The following is a 16,207-nucleotide window of genomic DNA, read 5'->3' on the forward strand; positions in this document are numbered from 1 at the left end:
GGGAAAAAGCCCGGCTTTTTTGCGTCTGCGGGAATCATGTGGCAGGAACTGGGCATCGCGTTTTGTCTGATGTTGGTGCTGGAAGGCATCCTGCCCTTCCTCTATCCGCGGCGTTGGCGCGGAACGATCGCGCAACTGGCACAACTGCCCGACCGGCAGCTGCGTCTCATGGGGCTGGCCAGCATGCTGCTGGGGACCACCCTCCTGTATCTGCTTCACTGAAGGCTGCCGCCCGTACCGAGAGGGGAATGGCGAAATGGCAACGGTAGACCGCTGGCTGCTGCCAGATGGCATCGAAGAAGTACTGCCGCCGGAAGCGGCACTGATCGAGGCGGCGCGCCGTCAGGTGCTGGATCTGTTCCAGCGCTGGGGCTACGAGTTCGTCGTCACTCCGCACATCGAATACCTCGAGTCCCTGCTCACCGGTGCCGGCCAGGACCTGGATCTGCGCACCTTCAAGGTGACCGATCCGCTGTCCGGACGGCAGATGGGCTTCCGCGCCGACATCACGCCGCAAGTGGCGCGGATGGATGCGCACACCCTGCGTCGCGAAGGCCCGAGCCGCCTGTGCTATGCCGGCAGCGTGCTGCACGCCAAGCCGCGAGCACTCGCCACCTCGCGCAGCCCGATCCAGCTGGGCGCCGAACTGTACGGCGACGCCAGCCCGGCCAGCGATGTGGAAGTCATCAGCCTGATGCTCGATACCCTGGACCTGGCCGGTGTGCCGGATGTGCACATGGACCTCGGTCATGTCGGCATCTACCGCGGCCTGGCCCGCGCCTCCGGCCTGTCCGGCGAGGCCGAGCAGCAGCTGTTCGACGCCCTGCAGCGTAAGGCCATCGACGAGGTCGACGCGCTCACCGAATCCCTGCAACCGCACCTGGCCAACATGCTCCGTGCGTTGGTCGAACTGTGTGGCGGTCGCGAAGTGCTGGACCTGGCCCAGGCCTGCCTGGTCGAGGCGCCGGCCGAAGTGCATGCCGCGCTGGATCAGCTGGTGGCCATCGCCGACCAGCTGGAGCTGCGCTACCCGGAGTTGCCGCTGTACTTCGATCTCGGCGAGCTGCGTGGCTACCACTACCACACCGGTGTGGTGTTCGCTGCGTTCGTGCCGGGCGTCGGCCAGTCGATCGCCCAGGGCGGCCGTTACGACGACGTCGGTGGCAATTTCGGTCGGGCGCGCCCGGCCACCGGTTTCTCCACCGATCTGAAGACCCTGGTCACCCTCGGCGACATGCGTGTTGACGAGCCGGCCGCCGGGGTCTGGGCGCCGGATCATCACGATCTGTACCTGTGGCAGGCCGTACAGCGCCTGCGCAGCGAAGGCGTACGAGTGGTCCAGGCTCTGCCTGGACAGGATGTAAGCGCGGCGGGCGAGGCGGGTTGTGATCGCCTGCTGCAGCTGCGCGATGGACGTTGGCAGTTGGCGCCGCTGGCTTCCTGATGGTTTTCCGTCGGCTATGGCCGGCATCGAGCTTCCAAAGAGGACAAGTGTTATGGGTAAGAATGTCGTGGTCCTGGGCACCCAGTGGGGTGATGAGGGCAAGGGCAAGATCGTCGATCTGCTGACCGAGCAGGCCGCCGCGGTAGTGCGCTACCAGGGCGGTCACAATGCCGGCCACACGCTGGTGATCGACGGCGAGAAGACCGTGCTGCACCTGATCCCGTCCGGCATCCTGCGCGAAGGTGTGCAGTGCCTGATCGGCAATGGCGTGGTAGTCGCCCCCGACGCCCTGATGCGCGAGATCACCAAGCTGGAAGAGAAGGGCGTACCGGTGCGTGAGCGCCTGCGCATCAGCCCGTCCTGCCCGCTGATCCTGTCCTACCACGTGGCCCTCGACCAGGCCCGCGAGAAGGCCCGTGGCGACGCCAAGATCGGCACCACCGGTCGTGGCATCGGCCCTGCGTACGAAGACAAGGTGGCCCGTCGCGGCCTGCGCATCGGTGACCTGTTCCACCGCGAACGCTTCGCCTCCAAGCTGGGCGAGCTGCTGGACTACCACAACTTCGTGTTGGTCAATTACTACAAAGAGCCGGCCATCGACTTCCAGGCCACCCTGGACGAGTGCATGGCGTTCGCCGAGCTGCTGCGCCCGATGATGACCGACGTCACCGCTGACCTGCACGAGCTGCGCCGCGCCGGCAAGGACATCATGTTCGAAGGTGCCCAGGGCTCGCTGCTGGACATCGACCACGGCACCTACCCGTACGTCACCAGCTCCAACACCACCGCCGGCGGCACCGCCACCGGCTCCGGTTTCGGCCCGCTGTACCTGGACTACATCCTCGGTATCACCAAGGCCTACACCACCCGCGTCGGCTCCGGCCCGTTCCCCACCGAGCTGTTCGACGAGACCGGCGCCTTCCTGGCCAAGCGTGGCCACGAGTTCGGTTCGACTACCGGCCGTGCCCGCCGCTGTGGCTGGTTCGATGCCGTGATCCTGCGTCGCGCCATCGAGATCAACAGCATCTCCGGTCTGTGCCTGACCAAGCTGGACGTGCTCGACGGTCTGGAAAGCATCAGCATCTGCACCGGTTACAAGGGCGCCCAGGGCAACCTGCTGGTGGATGCGCCGACCGACGCCGACAGCTATATCGGTCTGCAGCCGGTGTACGAGGAAATGCCGGGCTGGAGCGAGTCGACTCTGGGTGCCAAGAGCCTGGAAGAGCTGCCTGCGGCCGCTCGTGCCTACATCAAGCGGGTGGAAGAGCTGGTCGGCGCGCCGATCGACATCATCTCCACCGGCCCGGACCGCAACGAGACCATCGTTCTGCGTCACCCGTTCGCCTGATACCACTGTCACGAAAAAGGCCGCTCTGAGCGGCCTTTTTTGTGGGCGCGATTCCAGCGGAGCAAATCGCGGGCAATAAAAAGGCCGGCTTGTGGCCGGCCTTCAGGGGGTGGTACTGGCTTATTTTTGGTAAGCCGCTACCGCCTTCAGAATTGCTTGGCGGGCTTCGTCGGCGTTGCCCCAGCCTTCGACCTTGACCCACTTGCCCTTCTCGAGATCCTTGTAGTTCTCGAAGAAGTGCTTGATCTGCTCCAGCAGCAGAGCCGGCAGATCGGTGTATTCCTGCACGTCCTTGTAGATCACGCTCAGCTTGTCGTGCGGGACGGCGATCAGCTTGGCGTCACCGCCGGCTTCGTCGGTCATGTTCAGCACGCCGACCGGACGGCAGCGGATGACCGAACCCGGGGCTACCGGATACGGGGTCACGACCAGCACGTCGAGGGGGTCGCCGTCGTCGGCCAGGGTGTGCGGGATGAAACCGTAGTTGGCCGGGTAGAACATCGGGGTGGCCATGAAGCGGTCGACGAACAGGCAATCGGTGTCGTGATCGATTTCGTATTTGATCGGCGCGTGGTTGGCCGGAATCTCGATGGCGACGTAGATGTCGTTCGGCACGTCTTTGCCGGCCGGGACTTTGCTGTAGCTCATGGTGGATACCCCAGGGTTGGGCCAAAAAAGTGGGCGGATTATAGGCACATTCCGGTGACGTTACTACGCCCGCGTGCTCATCCGTTGGTCGTGTCGCGATAGTCCGGATGGCTTTCCTGCAAGGTGCGCAGGCGCGTCAGCGGGTCCTGGCGGTAGAAGGCGGCGAGCTGGCCGTAGACGGCCGGGAAGGCCTCCTGCAGCAGGTCGGGCGCGGTGAAGAAGTACTCGCTGGTGACGGCGAAGAACTCGGCCGGGTTCTCCGCCGCGTAGGGATTGATGGCGGTTTCCGCCTCAGGGTCGGCATCGAGCTGGGCATTCATGCCGTCATAGGCGGGCTGCATGGCCTGCGCCCAGGCCTGGATGCGCATGTCGCGGTGCAGCGGCGGCAGGCCGTTGGCGTCGCCGTTGAGCATGTCCAGCTTGTGCGACAGCTCGTGGATCACCAGGTTGTAGGCATCCCAACCGCCGCCAGCTTGCACCCCGGGCCAGGCGAGGATCACCGGGCCCTGTAGCCAGGCCTCGCCGCTACGCTCATCGTCCCACTCGTGTTCGATGCCGCTGGCATCGCGATGGCGCTGCGGGCTGACGAAATCGTCCGGGTACAGGACGATCTCGTGGAAGCCCTGATACCAGTCCTGGTCGGCCAGATGCAGCAGCGGCAGCTCGGCCTGGGCGGCCAGGGTCAGGCGGTCGACTTCGTCCAGCTCGACGCCGGGCAGGGCAGTCAGGCGCTTGTGATGGAGAAACAGGATGGCGCGCTGGAACAGACGCTGTTCCTCGGCCTCGCTCAGGCCGTCGAGAATTGGCAGGCGCGCGCGTGCCTCATGCCAGTGGCGGGTCGTGTAGGGCGAGCGGGAGAGGATGCGCTGGCGGCGCCAGGCGCGGAACGACCACATGGGATGTCTCAAGGATGCGGCGGACGGGACGGTCCCATCCGCCGGCCGGTCAGTCGCCCAGTTCCAGGGTGTAGTTCTTGAAGCGGGTGTCTTCGCGGAAGCCGATGGACTCGTAGGTCTTCTGCGCCACCTCGTTGCTCACGCTGGTGGCTACGCGCATGCGCACGGCGTTGGTTTCCTTGGCCATCTGCTTGGCGGTCTGCAGCAGACGGTCGGCGACCAGCATGCGGCGGGCGTCCTCGGCAACGAAGATGTCGTTGAGGATCCACACGCGCTTGAGCGACAGCGAGGAGTAGCTGGGGAACAGCTGGCAGTAGCCGAGCAGCTTGTCCTCGTCGTCGGCCAGGGCCAGGTAGATGATTGATTCCTTGCGCTTGAGGCGGGTCTCGAGGAACTTGCGCGAGGAGTCCGGGAACGGCAGCTCGCCATAGAACTCACGGTACTTGATGAACAGCGGGGTCAGCAGGTCCAGGTGCTCCAGGGTGGCTTGGACAATGCGCATGGCGGGCCTCGGCGTTTATGGAGTGGTGAAATTGGCACTGTGCCAATGGTCGGGTCGATGCTGCCGAAAGCGGATGGAAAGCGCAATCCAAGCAAGCGTTTGATTATGCCCAGGGCTCGGGCCGGCGGCGCCGTCCGCTCTGCGACGGCACTCACCGGCCCGCCCGAGATTATTCATAGGCGACCATGCAGGGCCTCGGTGAACAGTTTGGCGACGTTCTCCTCGGTCAGTGGCAGTGGATTTCCTCCTGCGGAGGGGTCGACCACCGCCATCTGCGCGATCAGCGCGGTCTTGCTGTCGTCGACGCCGAGCTCGGCCAGGCTGTGCGGCACGCCGGTGTCGGCACGCAGTTGCAGGACCAGGTCGAGGAAGCTGTCGAAGCCCGGATTGGCCAGTTGCAGGTACGCGGCCAGGCGGGTGATGCGCTCCTCGATGGCGCTGCGGTTGAACTTCAGCACATAGGGCATCAGCGTGGCGTTGGTCATGCCGTGGTGGGTGTCGTACAGCGCGCCGATCGGGTGGGCCAGGGCATGCATGCCGCCGAGGCCTTTCTGGAACGCGGTGGCGCCCATGGCGGCGGCGGCGAGCATGTCGGCGCGGGCGTCGAGATCATCCGGCTGCTTGACCGCTTTCACCAGTGCGCCCTTGACCAGGCGCATGCCCTCCACCGCGATGCCGTCGGCCAGCGGGTGGAAGCCTGGCGCGCAGTAGGCTTCCAGGCAGTGGGAGAAAGCATCCATGCCGGTGCCGGCGGTGATGAACGCCGGCATGCCCACGGAGAGCTCAGGGTCGCTGATGACGATGCGCGGCATCATCTGCGGATGGAAGATGATGCGTTTGGTGTGGCTGCGCTCGTCGGTGAGGATGCCGGCGCGGCCGACTTCCGAGCCGGTGCCGGCGGTGGTCGGCACGGCGATCACCGGGGCGATGCCGCGTGGATCGGCGCGGGTCCACCAGTCGCCGATATCTTCGAAGTCCCATACCGGTCGCGCCTGTCCGCTCATGAAGGCGATCAGCTTGCCCATGTCCAGGCCGCTGCCGCCGCCGAAGGCAACCACGCCGTCGTGCTTGCCGTCGCGGTAGGCGGCCAGGCCGGCGTCGAGGTTGCTCTCCACCGGGTTGGGCTTGAGGTCGCTGAACAGGGCGGCGCCGAGGCCGGCTTGCTTGAGTGAGTCGAGGGCGGCGGTGGTGATCGGCGCGCCGCCCAGGCCGCGGTCGGTGACCAGCAGCGGGCGCAGCATGCCGACGCTCTTGCACAGCTCCGGCAGCTCCTGGATGCGGCCGGCACCGAAGCGCACCGAGGTCGGGTAGTTCCAGTTGGCGGTCTTGCTCATGGCTAACTCCTGGTCAGAGCTGGTGGCGCAGGTGGAAGGACTTGGGCCGGGTCAGGTGCTCGTAGCCCAGGCGCGACAGCGTGGCGCCGCGCCCGGTGTGCTTGACGCCGGTCCAGGCCAGGCCCGGGTCCAGGTAGTCGCAGCGGTTCATGAACACGGTGCCGGTCTCCAGCTGTTGGCCGATGCGTTCGGCTGCGTCGAGGTCCTCGGTCCAGATGGCCGCGCTGAGGCCGTAGGGGCTGTCGTTCATCAGGGCGATGGCCTCGGCCTCGCTGGCCACCGGCACGATGCCGACCACTGGGCCGAAGCTCTCGTCGCGCATCACCGCCATCCCGTGGTTGACTCCGGTCAGCACCTGCGGCGCCAGGTAGGCGGTGCCAGGTGCATCGTTGGCGAAGCTGGCGGGGTCGATCAGCGCCTTGGCGCCTTTCGACTTTGCCTCGGCGATCTGCCCGCGAACGAATTCGGCGGCGGTGCTGCGCACCAGGGGGCCGAGGGTGGTGGCCTCGTCCAGTGGACTGCCCAGCACGTACTGCTTGGTCAGCTCGACGAAGCCCTCGACGAAGGCCGGATAAAGAGATTTATCCACATAGATGCGCTCGATGCCGCAGCAGCTCTGCCCGGAGTTGAAGAAGCTGCCGTCCACCAGGTTTTCCACCGCGTGGGCCAGGTCGGCGTCGCTGCGCACGTAGGCCGGGTCCTTGCCGCCCAGCTCCAGGCCGACGCCGATGAAGTGGCCGGCGGCGGCGCTTTCCATCAGGCGGCCGCCCTCCACCGAGCCGGTGAAGTTGACCTGTTGCACCTGGCCGGAGGCGATCAGGGTCGCGGTCTGGCCGTGGTCCAGCACCAGATTGTGGAACAGTCCGGCCGGCAGCCCGGCGCGGCGGAAGGCTTCGGCGAAGCGCTCACCGACCAGCAGGGTCTGGCTGGCATGCTTGAGCAGCACGGCGTTGCCGGCCATCAGCGCCGGGATGATCGCGTTCACCGCGGTCAGGTAGGGATAGTTCCACGGCGCCACCACCAACACGGTGCCCAGCGGTTCGCGGCGGATATAGCGGCGGAAGCCATCCTTGGCATCGGGCACCACATCGGCCAGGGCGCTCTCCGCGATGCCGATCATATGGCGCGCGCGCTCCTCGAAGCCGCGCAGCTCGCCGGCGCCGAAGCGGATCGGGCGGCCCATCTGCCAGGCCAGCTCGGGGACTATCTCGTCCTTCATCGCCAGCATGGCGTCCACTGCCTTCAGGCAGTAGCCGGCGCGCTGGCTGATGGAGAGTTCGCGCCAGGCGCGCTGGGCCTGGGTCGCGGCCGCCAGGGTCTGTTCTAGAGCGCTGCTGCTGGCGATGGGGCGTTCGGCGTAGAGGCTGCCGTCCACCGGTGAAATCAGACGAATGCTGTTCATCTGCTGCTCTCCCTGTCAGTAGCGCTCGAAGCCGCGGCGCAGTTCCCAGTCGGTCACCCGGCGGTCGTATTCCATCTGCTCCCAGCGTGCGGTGTGCAGGTAATGCTCGACCACGTCGTCGCCCAGAGCCTGGCGCAGCAGCTCCGAGCGGTCGAGGGCGTCGGTGGCGCCGCGCAGGGTCTTGGCCACTTCCGGCAGTTCGTCGTTCTCGTAGGCGTCGCCGGAGAAGGGCGCCGGTAACTCCAGCTGTTCATCGATGCCGGCCAGGCCGGCGGCGATCAGCGCGGCATAGGCCAGGTAGGGATTGAGATCGGCGCCGCCGATTCGGCACTCGATGCGGATGCCCTTGCTGTCCGCGCCGCACAGGCGGAAGCCGGCGGTGCGGTTGTCGCAGCTCCATACCGCGCGGGTCGGGGCGAAGGTGCCGGCCTGGAAACGCTTGTAGGAGTTGACGTAGGGCGCGAGGAAATAGGTGATGTCGCTGGCGTACTTGAGCTGGCCGGCCACCCACTGGCGCATCAGCTTGGACATGCCGTACTCGCCGGCCGGGTCGTGGAACAGCGCCTGTTCGCCGTCGAGGCTGAACAGCGAGTTGTGGATGTGGCTGCTGGAGCCGGCCAGGTTGTAGTTCCACTTGGCCATGAAGGTGACGGCCTTACCCTGCAGTAGGGCGATTTCCTTGCAGGCGTGCTTGATGATGCTGTGCCGGTCGGCCATCACCAGCGCCTCGGCGTAGCGCACGTTGATTTCTTCCTGGCCAGGCCCCCATTCGCCCTTGGAGTTCTCCACCGGGATGCCGGCGGCCTGCAGGTGCTTGCGGATGGCGCGCATCACCGGTTCCTCGCGGATGGTCTGCAGGATGCTGTAGTCCTCGATGTAGTAACCGGCTGTCTTGGGGTTCTGGTAGTGCTGGGTGTGGATGTCCTCGTAGCTCTGGTCGAACAGGTAGAACTCCAGTTCCGAGGCGAACATGCCCTTGTAGCCGCGCTCGGTGAGGCGGGCGATCTGCCGTTTGAGGATGCCGCGCGGGCTGTGCGGCAGGTCGTGATGGTGGTGGTCCTGCACGTCGCACAGCACCAGGGCCGTGCCTTCTAGCCAGGGCAGCACGCGCATGGTGGACAGGTCGGGCTTGAACACGAAGTCGCCGTAGCCCTGCTTCCAGCTGGCAGCGGCGTAGCCGGGCACCGGCTCCATGTCGATGTCGTCGGCCAACAGGTAATCGCAGCCGTGGGTTTCCTCGTAGGCGCTGTCGAGGAAGAACTCGACCTGGAAGCGTTTGCCGATCAGGCGGCCCTGCATGTCGACCATGCAGGCCAGGACGGTGTCGATCTTGCCGGCTACGGCGAGCTCGCGCAGGCCGGCCAGGGTGAGGTGGGCAGTCATTCCGTTGGTCTCCAGAAAAGATCGGCCGCACCCACGGGCGCGGCCGGGGCTCATCAGTTATTGGTTTTGTCTTTTTCGCGCTGTTCCATGGCGAATTCCTCTTCTGGCGAGAGGATCAGGCGATGGCGGCCGACGATGGCGAAGTAGGTGATGCCGATGGCGAACCACACGGCCACCCAGAACACGCCGAGGGTGTAGGCCGGGTCGCCGGTGAGCTGGAAGTACAGGGTCACGGCGGCGATCAGCATGGTCAGCACGGCGCCGGGCACGCCCAGCGGGCTGCGGTAGGGGCGCTCGATGTCGGGCATCTTGCGGCGCAGCAGGATGAACGACAGGGCCTGCATGAAGTAGGAGAACATGGCGCCGAACACCGCCATGTTGAGCAGGGTGCCGCCGATCACCGCGCCGCCCTTTTCCTCACCGAAGATGAACCACAGGGTCATCATTACCGCCAGCGCCATCAGGCTGCCGATCAGCATGGCCACGTGCGGGGTCTTGCGCTGGCCATGGGTGATCGACAGTTGCGGCAGGAAGTAGCCGGCGCGGCTCAGCGAGTAGATCTGCCGGCCCATGGCGAAGATGATGGTGTGGAAGCTGGCCACCAGGCCGAGCACCGCCACCAGCGCCAGCAGCTTGGCGATGTCGTCACCGTAGATGGCCTTGAAGCCGTCCAGCAGCGGCTCGCCGGAGGAGCCCAGGGCATGCGCGCCCACGCCGGTCACCGCCGGGTTCAGCCAGAGGATCATGAAGGCCGAGAGGATCAGGGTGAACATGCCGAGGATGATGCCCTTGGGCATGTCGCGTTTCGGGTCGACCGACTCCTCCGCCGCCAGCGGCAATTGCTCGATGGCGAGGAACAGCCACACCGCGAAGGGCATCGCCGCCAGCACGCCGAGCAGGCCGTTGGGCAGGAACGGGCCGTTGCCTTCCGGCAGTTCGACGCCGCCCGGGCCGACGTTCATGGCGAAGCGGTTGAAGTCGATGTGCGGCAGGGCGCTGATCCAGAACACCACCAGGCAGGCCAGCGCCAGCAGGGTGACCACCAGGGTGACCTTGAACGACAGCTCCACGCCGATCACGTTGAGCCAGATGAACACCACGTAGAAGCCGATCCACCACAGCGGCTGGTACTCGCTGGGGGTACCGAAGATGCTCCCCATGTAGCTGCCGATAAAGAACACGATCACCGCCGGGGTGAGCACGTACTCGACGTTCTCCGCCAGGCCGGTGAGGAAGCCGCCCCAGGGGCCCATGGCGCTGCGGGCGAAGGAATAGGCGCCGCCGGTGTGGGGCAGGGCCGGCGACATCTCCGCCAGGGAGAAGGTCAGGCCCAGGTACATGATGGCGATGATGATGGCGGCGATCAGCATGCTGCCCCAGCCATTGGCCAGGCCGAAGTTCCAGCCGGAGAAATGGCCGGAGATCACCGCGCCGACGCCCAGCGCCCAGAGCGACCAGACGCCGGCATAGCGGCGCAGGCCGCGTTGTTCGAAGTAACTCTTGTCGACCGTGGTGTAACTGACTCCCGATTGCTGCTTCATGGTCCTCTCCTGCATTTCGCGTTGGCTCGGGTTCTTGTAGGAATTGCGGCCTTGCTTGAAACGGGATGGAGCACAGCGGCTGACAGCGGGAGGATGCACGGAGGAGAAGCCCGGACGGGCTCGAGAGCCATGCGCGCATGGCGGGTTTGTTGCTCCCCCGGATGCCGGGAAAGTTTCCCGGCGAGATCAAAGCGCAGACGGACATCCGGTCGCTGACAGCTTGCGGGCATGGACAACGAGGAACCTCATGCCGTCCCGGTGTTCCGAGACTCCTGACACTCTAGTCGAGATTTCGCGGGGCAGTACGGCAGCCTGTCAGGTGCCACCCTGTGCTACCCTGCGGCCAGTTCTGCCGGGGCCTCCCGGCCTGTTTCGAGGTCATCGATGCACATTCATATTCTCGGTATCTGCGGCACCTTCATGGGCTCCCTAGCGGTATTGGCCAAGGAGCTGGGGCACCGCGTCACCGGCTCCGACGCCGGCGTCTACCCGCCCATGAGTACCCAGCTCGAAGCTCAGGGCATCGAGCTGATGCAGGGCTACCTGCCCGAGCACCTGCAGCCGGCCCCCGACCTGGTGGTGATCGGCAACGCCCTGAGTCGCGGCAACCCGGCCGTGGAATACGTGCTCAACCAGGGCCTGCCCTATGTCTCCGGCCCGCAGTGGCTGGCCGACCACGTGCTGCAGGGCCGCTGGGTACTGGGCGTGGCCGGCACCCACGGCAAGACCACCACCACCAGCATGCTGGCCTGGGTGCTGGAGCATGCCGGCATGAGCCCGGGCTTCCTGATCGGGGGTGTGCCGCAGAATTTTGGCGTCTCCGCGCGCCTGGGCGGCACGCCGTTCTTCTTGGTCGAGGCCGACGAGTACGACAGCGCCTTCTTCGACAAACGCAGCAAGTTCGTGCACTACCGCCCGCGCACGGCGATCCTCAACAACCTGGAGTTCGACCACGCGGACATCTTCCCGGACCTGGCGGCCATCGAACGGCAGTTCCACCACTTGGTGCGCACCGTGCCGGGCGAGGGCCTGATCATTCATCCGCAGGCCGAAGAGGCCCTGGCGCGGGTGGTCAAGATGGGCTGCTGGACCCCGGTGCAGACCACCGGTGCCGGCGGCCAGTGGCAGGCGCGCCTGCTCAGCGAAGACGGCTCACGCTTCGAGGTGGTGTTCGACGGCAAGGTCGAGGGCACCGTGGAGTGGGGATTGACCGGCCAGCACAACGTGGCCAATGCCCTGGCCACCCTGGCGGCTGCGCGGCATGTCGGCGTGGTGCCGGAACTGGGCATCGCCGGCCTGTCCACCTTCAAGAGCGTCAAGCGGCGCATGGAGAAGGTCGCGGAAGTGAAAGGCGTGACCATCTACGACGACTTCGCCCACCACCCGACCGCCATCGCCACCACCCTCGACGGTCTGCGCAAGCGCGTCGGCGACGCGCCGGTGATCGCGGTGATCGAGCCGCGCTCCAACTCCATGAAGCTTGGCGCCCACCGCGACGGCCTGCCGGATTCCGTGGTGCAGGCCGACCAGGTGTTCTGGTACGCCCCGGCCAACCTGGGCTGGGACCTGGCCGCCACCGTGGCCGGCTCCAAGGTGCCGACCCAGGTCTGCGACTCGCTGGAAGCGATCATTGAGGGCGTCAAGGCCGTAGCTGCACCTGGCACCCAGGTGGTGATCATGAGCAACGGTGGCTTCGGCGGCCTGCATGGCAAGCTGGCAGCTGCCCTGGAGGAATGACGATGGCAGGTCCGGAACGCATCACCCTGGCCATGACCGGCGCCTCCGGCGCCCAGTACGGCCTGCGCCTGCTCGACTGCCTGGTGCAGGAAGACCGCGAGGTGCACTTCCTGATCTCCAAGGCCGCGCAGCTGGTGATGGCCACCGAGACCGACGTGACCTTGCCGGCCAAGCCCCAGGCCATGCAGCAGTTCCTCAGCGAATACACCGGCGCCGCGCCCGGGCAGATCCGCGTATATGGCAAGGAAGACTGGATGGCGCCGCCGGCCTCCGGTTCCGGTGCGCCGAGCGCCATGGTGGTGGTGCCGTGCAGCACCGGCACCCTGTCGGCCATTGCTACCGGCGCCTGCAACAACCTGATCGAGCGCGCCGCCGACGTGGTGCTCAAGGAGCGTCGCCAGCTGATCCTGGTGCCGCGTGAGGCGCCGTACTCCAGCATCCATCTGGAGAACATGCTTAAACTGTCCAACCTCGGCGTGACCATACTGCCCGCGTCTCCCGGCTTCTATCACCAGCCGCAGACCCTGGACGACCTGGTCGACTTCGTCGTCGCGCGCATCCTCAACTGCCTGGGCATCCCCCAGGACATGCTGCCGCGTTGGGGCGAGCATCATCTGATCAGCGGCGAGGACTGAGCATGCGGGCTGCAATGTACGCCGGCCTCCTGGCCTGCCTGCTGTTGCCCGGCTGCGCCAGTGTGCGCACCCTGGACGCGGCCAAGCCGGGTGCGCCGATCATCTACTCCGGCACCCGCCTGGACTGGTATTCGCTGCACGGCGGCTGCTGCCCGGTGGAGCGCTTCGGCGCCGAGGCGCCCAAGTACGCCGGCCTCGACCTGCCATTCGCTGCATTGCTGGAGACCCTGCTGCTGCCCTTCGCCGTGGCCGCCGAGCTTGGGGTGGGGCTCGGGGTCAGCGGCGGTATCTGATCAGCTGGCCCAACCGCGCCAGACCCAGGTCATCGGCCGCGGGCCCGGCAGGTAGCTGCTTTGCACTTCCTTGATCTGGAAGCCGCCGGCGGCGAGCAGGGCGGGAATGTCGCGGTTGAGGTGGCAGCCACCGGCCAGCGGTTTCCACAGCGGGGTGATGCGGTCCTGCCAGGCTCGTACCTTGGCATCCGGCGCGCTGCCATGTTCGCTGAACAGGAACCTGCCGCCGGGCTTGAGCACCCGGCGCATTTCCTTCAGCGCGGCCAGTGGATCGGGGATGGTGCACAGGGTGAAGGTGCAGACGATGCTGTCGAAGCTGGCGTCGGCGGCCTGGATCTGCCCCAGTTCCAGGGCGACCATCTCCACCGGGATGCCGATACCTGCGGCGCGCTGGCGGGCCAGGGTCTGCATCTGCGCAGCCGGGTCGACGCCGACTATGGCACTGACCTTCTGCGCATCGTAGAAGCTGAGGTTGAGACCGGTGCCGATACCTATCTCCAGCACCCGGCCTTCGGCCAGCGGCACGACCTGGGCGCGGGTCTTCATCACCTGGCCCATGCCGCAGGCGAAGTCGATCAGGCGCGGCAGGATCTTCTCGTCGTAGAACTTCATCAGCGCCCGAGGCGCCGTAGTTCGTCGGATTCGACGATGCGAATGCCGTCGTTCTCCTCCAGCGCCAGGCGCCACAAAGCTCGGGCCAGGGCAGCGACCTCGATGCCACGGTACTTGCCGGGGATCCAGCGCAGCAGCGGGGCGGCGAGGCGCTCGCCGAGGCGGAACTCGCGGCGCGGGCCGAGCAGCAGCGACGGGCGCACGATGGTCAGCTGCGGCCAGTCCATCGCCTTGAGCGCCTCCTCGGTTTCACCCTTGACCCGGTTGTAGAACACCGAGGAGCCTGGATCGGCGCCCAGGGCGCTGATCACCAGCAGGTGGCGGGTGCCCAGTTCGCGGGCGCGGCGGGCGAAGGCCAGCACCAGTTCCTGGTCGACGGCGCGGAAGGCCTCCTGCGAGCCGGCCTGGCGAATGGTGGTGCCCAGGCAGCAGAAGGCCGCATCAATCTGCCCGTCGAGCTGCGGCAGCAGATCGCGCAGTTGGCCGACCGGGTTATCCAGATGCGGGTGTTCGGCCAGCGGGCTGCGGCTGGGGGCCAGCACGCGGCTGATGGTCGGCTCGCTGAGCAGGCGGTCGAGCAGGTATTCGCCAGTGAGACTGGTGGCTCCGGCGAGCAGTATGTGCTGGGGCGTCAGGTACATGCTGGTCCTCCGCTATTACTTATCAGCTTAGAGCGAATCGGCAGAAGCGTCCTGAAATTGATCGCCAATTACTGAGCCTTCGTCGCTGCGGTCAGCGCCTGCTCGGCTTGCTGCCTGCGCAAGCGTTTCCAGTGTTCCAGCACCGCCTGCGGCGCCCATAGCTGCGGCTCGGAGGGCTCGAAGTCATCGGCCTTCTCGCGTTCGGCGACCTTGGCCTTGGCCAGTTCGAAGGCGCGGCTCAGATCGTCGGTCTCGTTCAGCGCATCGGCGAACAGGGCGCGGCCGAAATAGGTGAAGTCGTTCTCCTCGGAGCAGCCGAAGGACACCCGGTCGGCCCTGGCCGCAGTCATCACCAGGGTCTTGTCGTTCTTCAGCGACGGAATGAAACCGCCGGAATAGCAGGCCGAAATCACCACTACCTTGTGGCGGTCGCGCAAGGGTTCGAGCAGCTCAGCAAATTCGCTGGCCGGCAGATCGGCCAGCTGCAGGCGCGGCTGGTCGATGCTCAGTTGATGGTCGCTCGAGCCATGGCTGGTCAGGTAGAGGAACACCAGGTCCTCCGGACCGCTGCGCTGGGCCAGCGCCTGCACGGCGCGGGTCAGGCTCTCGCGGGTGGCCAGCGGGCGATCGGCCAGATGGTCACGATGGTTGGTCAGGGTGACGTTGCCGCGGGCGCCGAAGCGCTCGCGCAGCAACTTGCTGACGTAGTCGGCCTCGCGCAGGAATACGCTCTGCTTGCCGTCGCCGGCCAGGGTCAGGCTGTACAGCTCGACGGCCGGGGTGGAGGCGGGCAGGGCATCCAGCGCCTGTTGCAATAGTTGACCCTGCTGCAGCAGACCGAGTTCCAGCGGGTCCGGTCGGGCCTCACCGTCGGCCTGGCGGATCAGCTCGCCGCCGCGCCAGGTGCCCGAGGTGCGGCTGCCATCCAGTGCGGTCAGCTCGCCCGCGCCGGCGTACTGGCCGTTGGCGAACTGGCCCTGGTAGACGCTACCGTCGGCCAGGCTCAGTTTGCCCTTACCGTGGTACTGCCAGTGGCGGAACTCGCCTTCGTAGTGGCGGCCGTCGGCACCGCGGAATTCGCCCCTGCCGGTCAGGCCGCCGTCCTCGAAGCGACCGCTCCAGACTTCGCCTTCGCCATTCTGATAGCGGCCCTTGCCGTGGAACATGTCGTTGCGGAAGCCGCCGCTGTAGCGCTCGCCGTCTTCGCCCTGGTAGCTGCCTTCGCCTTGCAGCATGCCGTTCTTGAAGGTGCCGCTGAACTGGCCCTCGGCATTCTTGCGCACGCCCTCGCCCTGCGGCTCGCCGCGCACGAAACGGCCCTGGTAGCTGCTGCCATCCGGCCATTCGAGGGTGCCGAGGCCGTGGTAGCGATCGTCGCGGAACTCGCCGCGGTAGCTGGCGCCGCCCTGCTGCAGGTGGCCTTCGCCGTGCATGTTGCCTTGCTTGAAACCGCCCTGGTAACGGGTGCCTTCGCCATAGACGAATTCGCCCTGGCCCTCGAACAGGCCGAGGTGGAATTCGCCCTTGTAGCGCTCGCCGTTGGCGCCATGCCATTCGCCGGGGCCTTCGAGCAGGCCATCCTTGAAGCGACCCTGGTAATAGGTGCCGTTGGCGTAGTCGATGCGGCCCTCACCCTGCAGACGGCCGTCGATCACCTCGCCGCGATAGCGGCCGCCATCGGGCAGCACGGCATCGGGGGGTAGCAGTGGTTCGCCATCGCCACAGGCGGCGAGCAGCAGAGCGAGGGAGAGCGGGGCTAGGCGGCGAAGCATGGCGGACGTCCTGGTCGGG

General features: G+C 66.5%; 16 protein-coding genes. 6 read left to right on the top strand and 10 right to left on the bottom strand.

Annotated features, from left to right (window positions below; translation table 11 throughout):
* Positions 1-36 precede the first annotated feature (36 nt).
* The 3 genes from IB232_RS18940 to IB232_RS18950 are packed head-to-tail and all read left to right on the top strand — an operon-like array spanning position 37 to position 2,792.
* On the top strand, positions 37-222 hold the full coding sequence (locus IB232_RS18940; RefSeq protein WP_137975073.1) for a DUF2065 domain-containing protein: 186 nt from the start codon (positions 37-39) through the stop codon (positions 220-222).
* Between the two features lie 34 nt (positions 223-256).
* Complete coding sequence (locus tag IB232_RS18945; RefSeq protein ID WP_192400138.1) at positions 257-1,444, top strand: ATP phosphoribosyltransferase regulatory subunit; 1,188 nt, start codon at positions 257-259, stop codon at positions 1,442-1,444.
* 52 nt (positions 1,445-1,496) lie between these two features.
* Positions 1,497-2,792: an adenylosuccinate synthase gene (locus tag IB232_RS18950; RefSeq protein ID WP_192400139.1), complete on the top strand. Its 1,296-nt coding sequence runs from the start codon at positions 1,497-1,499 to the stop codon at positions 2,790-2,792.
* Between the two features lie 120 nt (positions 2,793-2,912).
* Here IB232_RS18950 and ppa read toward each other — a convergent pair whose 3' ends face one another.
* From ppa to IB232_RS18985, 7 genes are all read right to left on the bottom strand, one after another.
* A complete protein-coding gene (ppa, locus tag IB232_RS18955) occupies positions 2,913-3,440 on the bottom strand; it encodes an inorganic diphosphatase (RefSeq protein WP_021701809.1) in 528 nt (175 codons plus the stop codon).
* A 77-nt stretch (positions 3,441-3,517) separates the two neighbouring features.
* Positions 3,518-4,336 carry a zinc-dependent peptidase gene (locus IB232_RS18960; RefSeq protein WP_192400140.1) on the bottom strand — a complete coding sequence of 273 codons (819 nt, stop codon included), beginning with the start codon at positions 4,334-4,336 and terminating at the stop codon, positions 3,518-3,520.
* Between the two features lie 49 nt (positions 4,337-4,385).
* Complete coding sequence (locus tag IB232_RS18965) at positions 4,386-4,838, bottom strand: GNAT family N-acetyltransferase (protein WP_137975069.1); 453 nt, start codon at positions 4,836-4,838, stop codon at positions 4,386-4,388.
* Between the two features lie 173 nt (positions 4,839-5,011).
* On the bottom strand, positions 5,012-6,172 hold the full coding sequence (locus IB232_RS18970) for an iron-containing alcohol dehydrogenase (protein ID WP_192400141.1): 1,161 nt from the start codon (positions 6,170-6,172) through the stop codon (positions 5,012-5,014).
* Between the two features lie 13 nt (positions 6,173-6,185).
* Entirely contained in the window at positions 6,186-7,574 is a 1,389-nt protein-coding gene (locus IB232_RS18975) for an aldehyde dehydrogenase family protein (RefSeq protein WP_192400142.1), read from the bottom strand.
* 15 nt (positions 7,575-7,589) lie between these two features.
* Positions 7,590-8,957, bottom strand: a complete 1,368-nt coding sequence (locus IB232_RS18980) for a glutamine synthetase family protein (protein WP_192400143.1) — start codon at positions 8,955-8,957, stop codon at positions 7,590-7,592.
* A gap of 53 nt (positions 8,958-9,010) precedes the next feature.
* Positions 9,011-10,498: an amino acid permease gene (locus IB232_RS18985; protein ID WP_192400144.1), complete on the bottom strand. Its 1,488-nt coding sequence runs from the start codon at positions 10,496-10,498 to the stop codon at positions 9,011-9,013.
* A 384-nt stretch (positions 10,499-10,882) separates the two neighbouring features.
* Here IB232_RS18985 and mpl point away from each other — a divergent pair, with 384 nt between their 5' ends.
* From mpl to IB232_RS19000, 3 genes are read left to right on the top strand one after another with little or no spacing between them, the layout of a single operon-like run.
* The gene (mpl, locus tag IB232_RS18990; protein WP_192400145.1) at positions 10,883-12,235 is read left to right on the top strand and encodes a UDP-N-acetylmuramate:L-alanyl-gamma-D-glutamyl-meso-diaminopimelate ligase; all 1,353 of its coding nucleotides are present in this window, start codon (positions 10,883-10,885) and stop codon (positions 12,233-12,235) included.
* Positions 12,236-12,237: 2 nt separating this feature from the next.
* Positions 12,238-12,870: a flavin prenyltransferase UbiX gene (gene ubiX / locus IB232_RS18995; RefSeq protein ID WP_192400146.1), complete on the top strand. Its 633-nt coding sequence runs from the start codon at positions 12,238-12,240 to the stop codon at positions 12,868-12,870.
* Between the two features lie 14 nt (positions 12,871-12,884).
* On the top strand, positions 12,885-13,163 hold the full coding sequence (locus IB232_RS19000) for a YceK/YidQ family lipoprotein (RefSeq protein ID WP_225592425.1): 279 nt from the start codon (positions 12,885-12,887) through the stop codon (positions 13,161-13,163).
* Here the strand turns inward: IB232_RS19000 and IB232_RS19005 are convergent, their stop codons facing one another.
* The 3 genes from IB232_RS19005 to IB232_RS19015 form a co-directional block, all read right to left on the bottom strand.
* Positions 13,164-13,775, bottom strand: a complete 612-nt coding sequence (locus IB232_RS19005; protein ID WP_192400148.1) for a class I SAM-dependent methyltransferase — start codon at positions 13,773-13,775, stop codon at positions 13,164-13,166.
* Complete coding sequence (locus IB232_RS19010; RefSeq protein WP_192400149.1) at positions 13,775-14,416, bottom strand: oxidoreductase; 642 nt, start codon at positions 14,414-14,416, stop codon at positions 13,775-13,777. The genes IB232_RS19005 and IB232_RS19010 overlap by 1 nt, the downstream gene beginning before the upstream one ends.
* Before the next feature lie 68 nt (positions 14,417-14,484).
* Positions 14,485-16,188 (bottom strand): C13 family peptidase, encoded by a 1,704-nt coding sequence (locus IB232_RS19015; protein ID WP_192400150.1) that lies wholly within the window; start codon positions 16,186-16,188, stop codon positions 14,485-14,487.
* Between the last annotated feature and the right edge of the window lie 19 nt (positions 16,189-16,207).

Origin of the sequence: Pseudomonas sp. PDM15 (assembly GCF_014851565.1) — a bacterium.
Taxonomy (GTDB): Bacteria; Pseudomonadota; Gammaproteobacteria; order Pseudomonadales; family Pseudomonadaceae; genus Aquipseudomonas.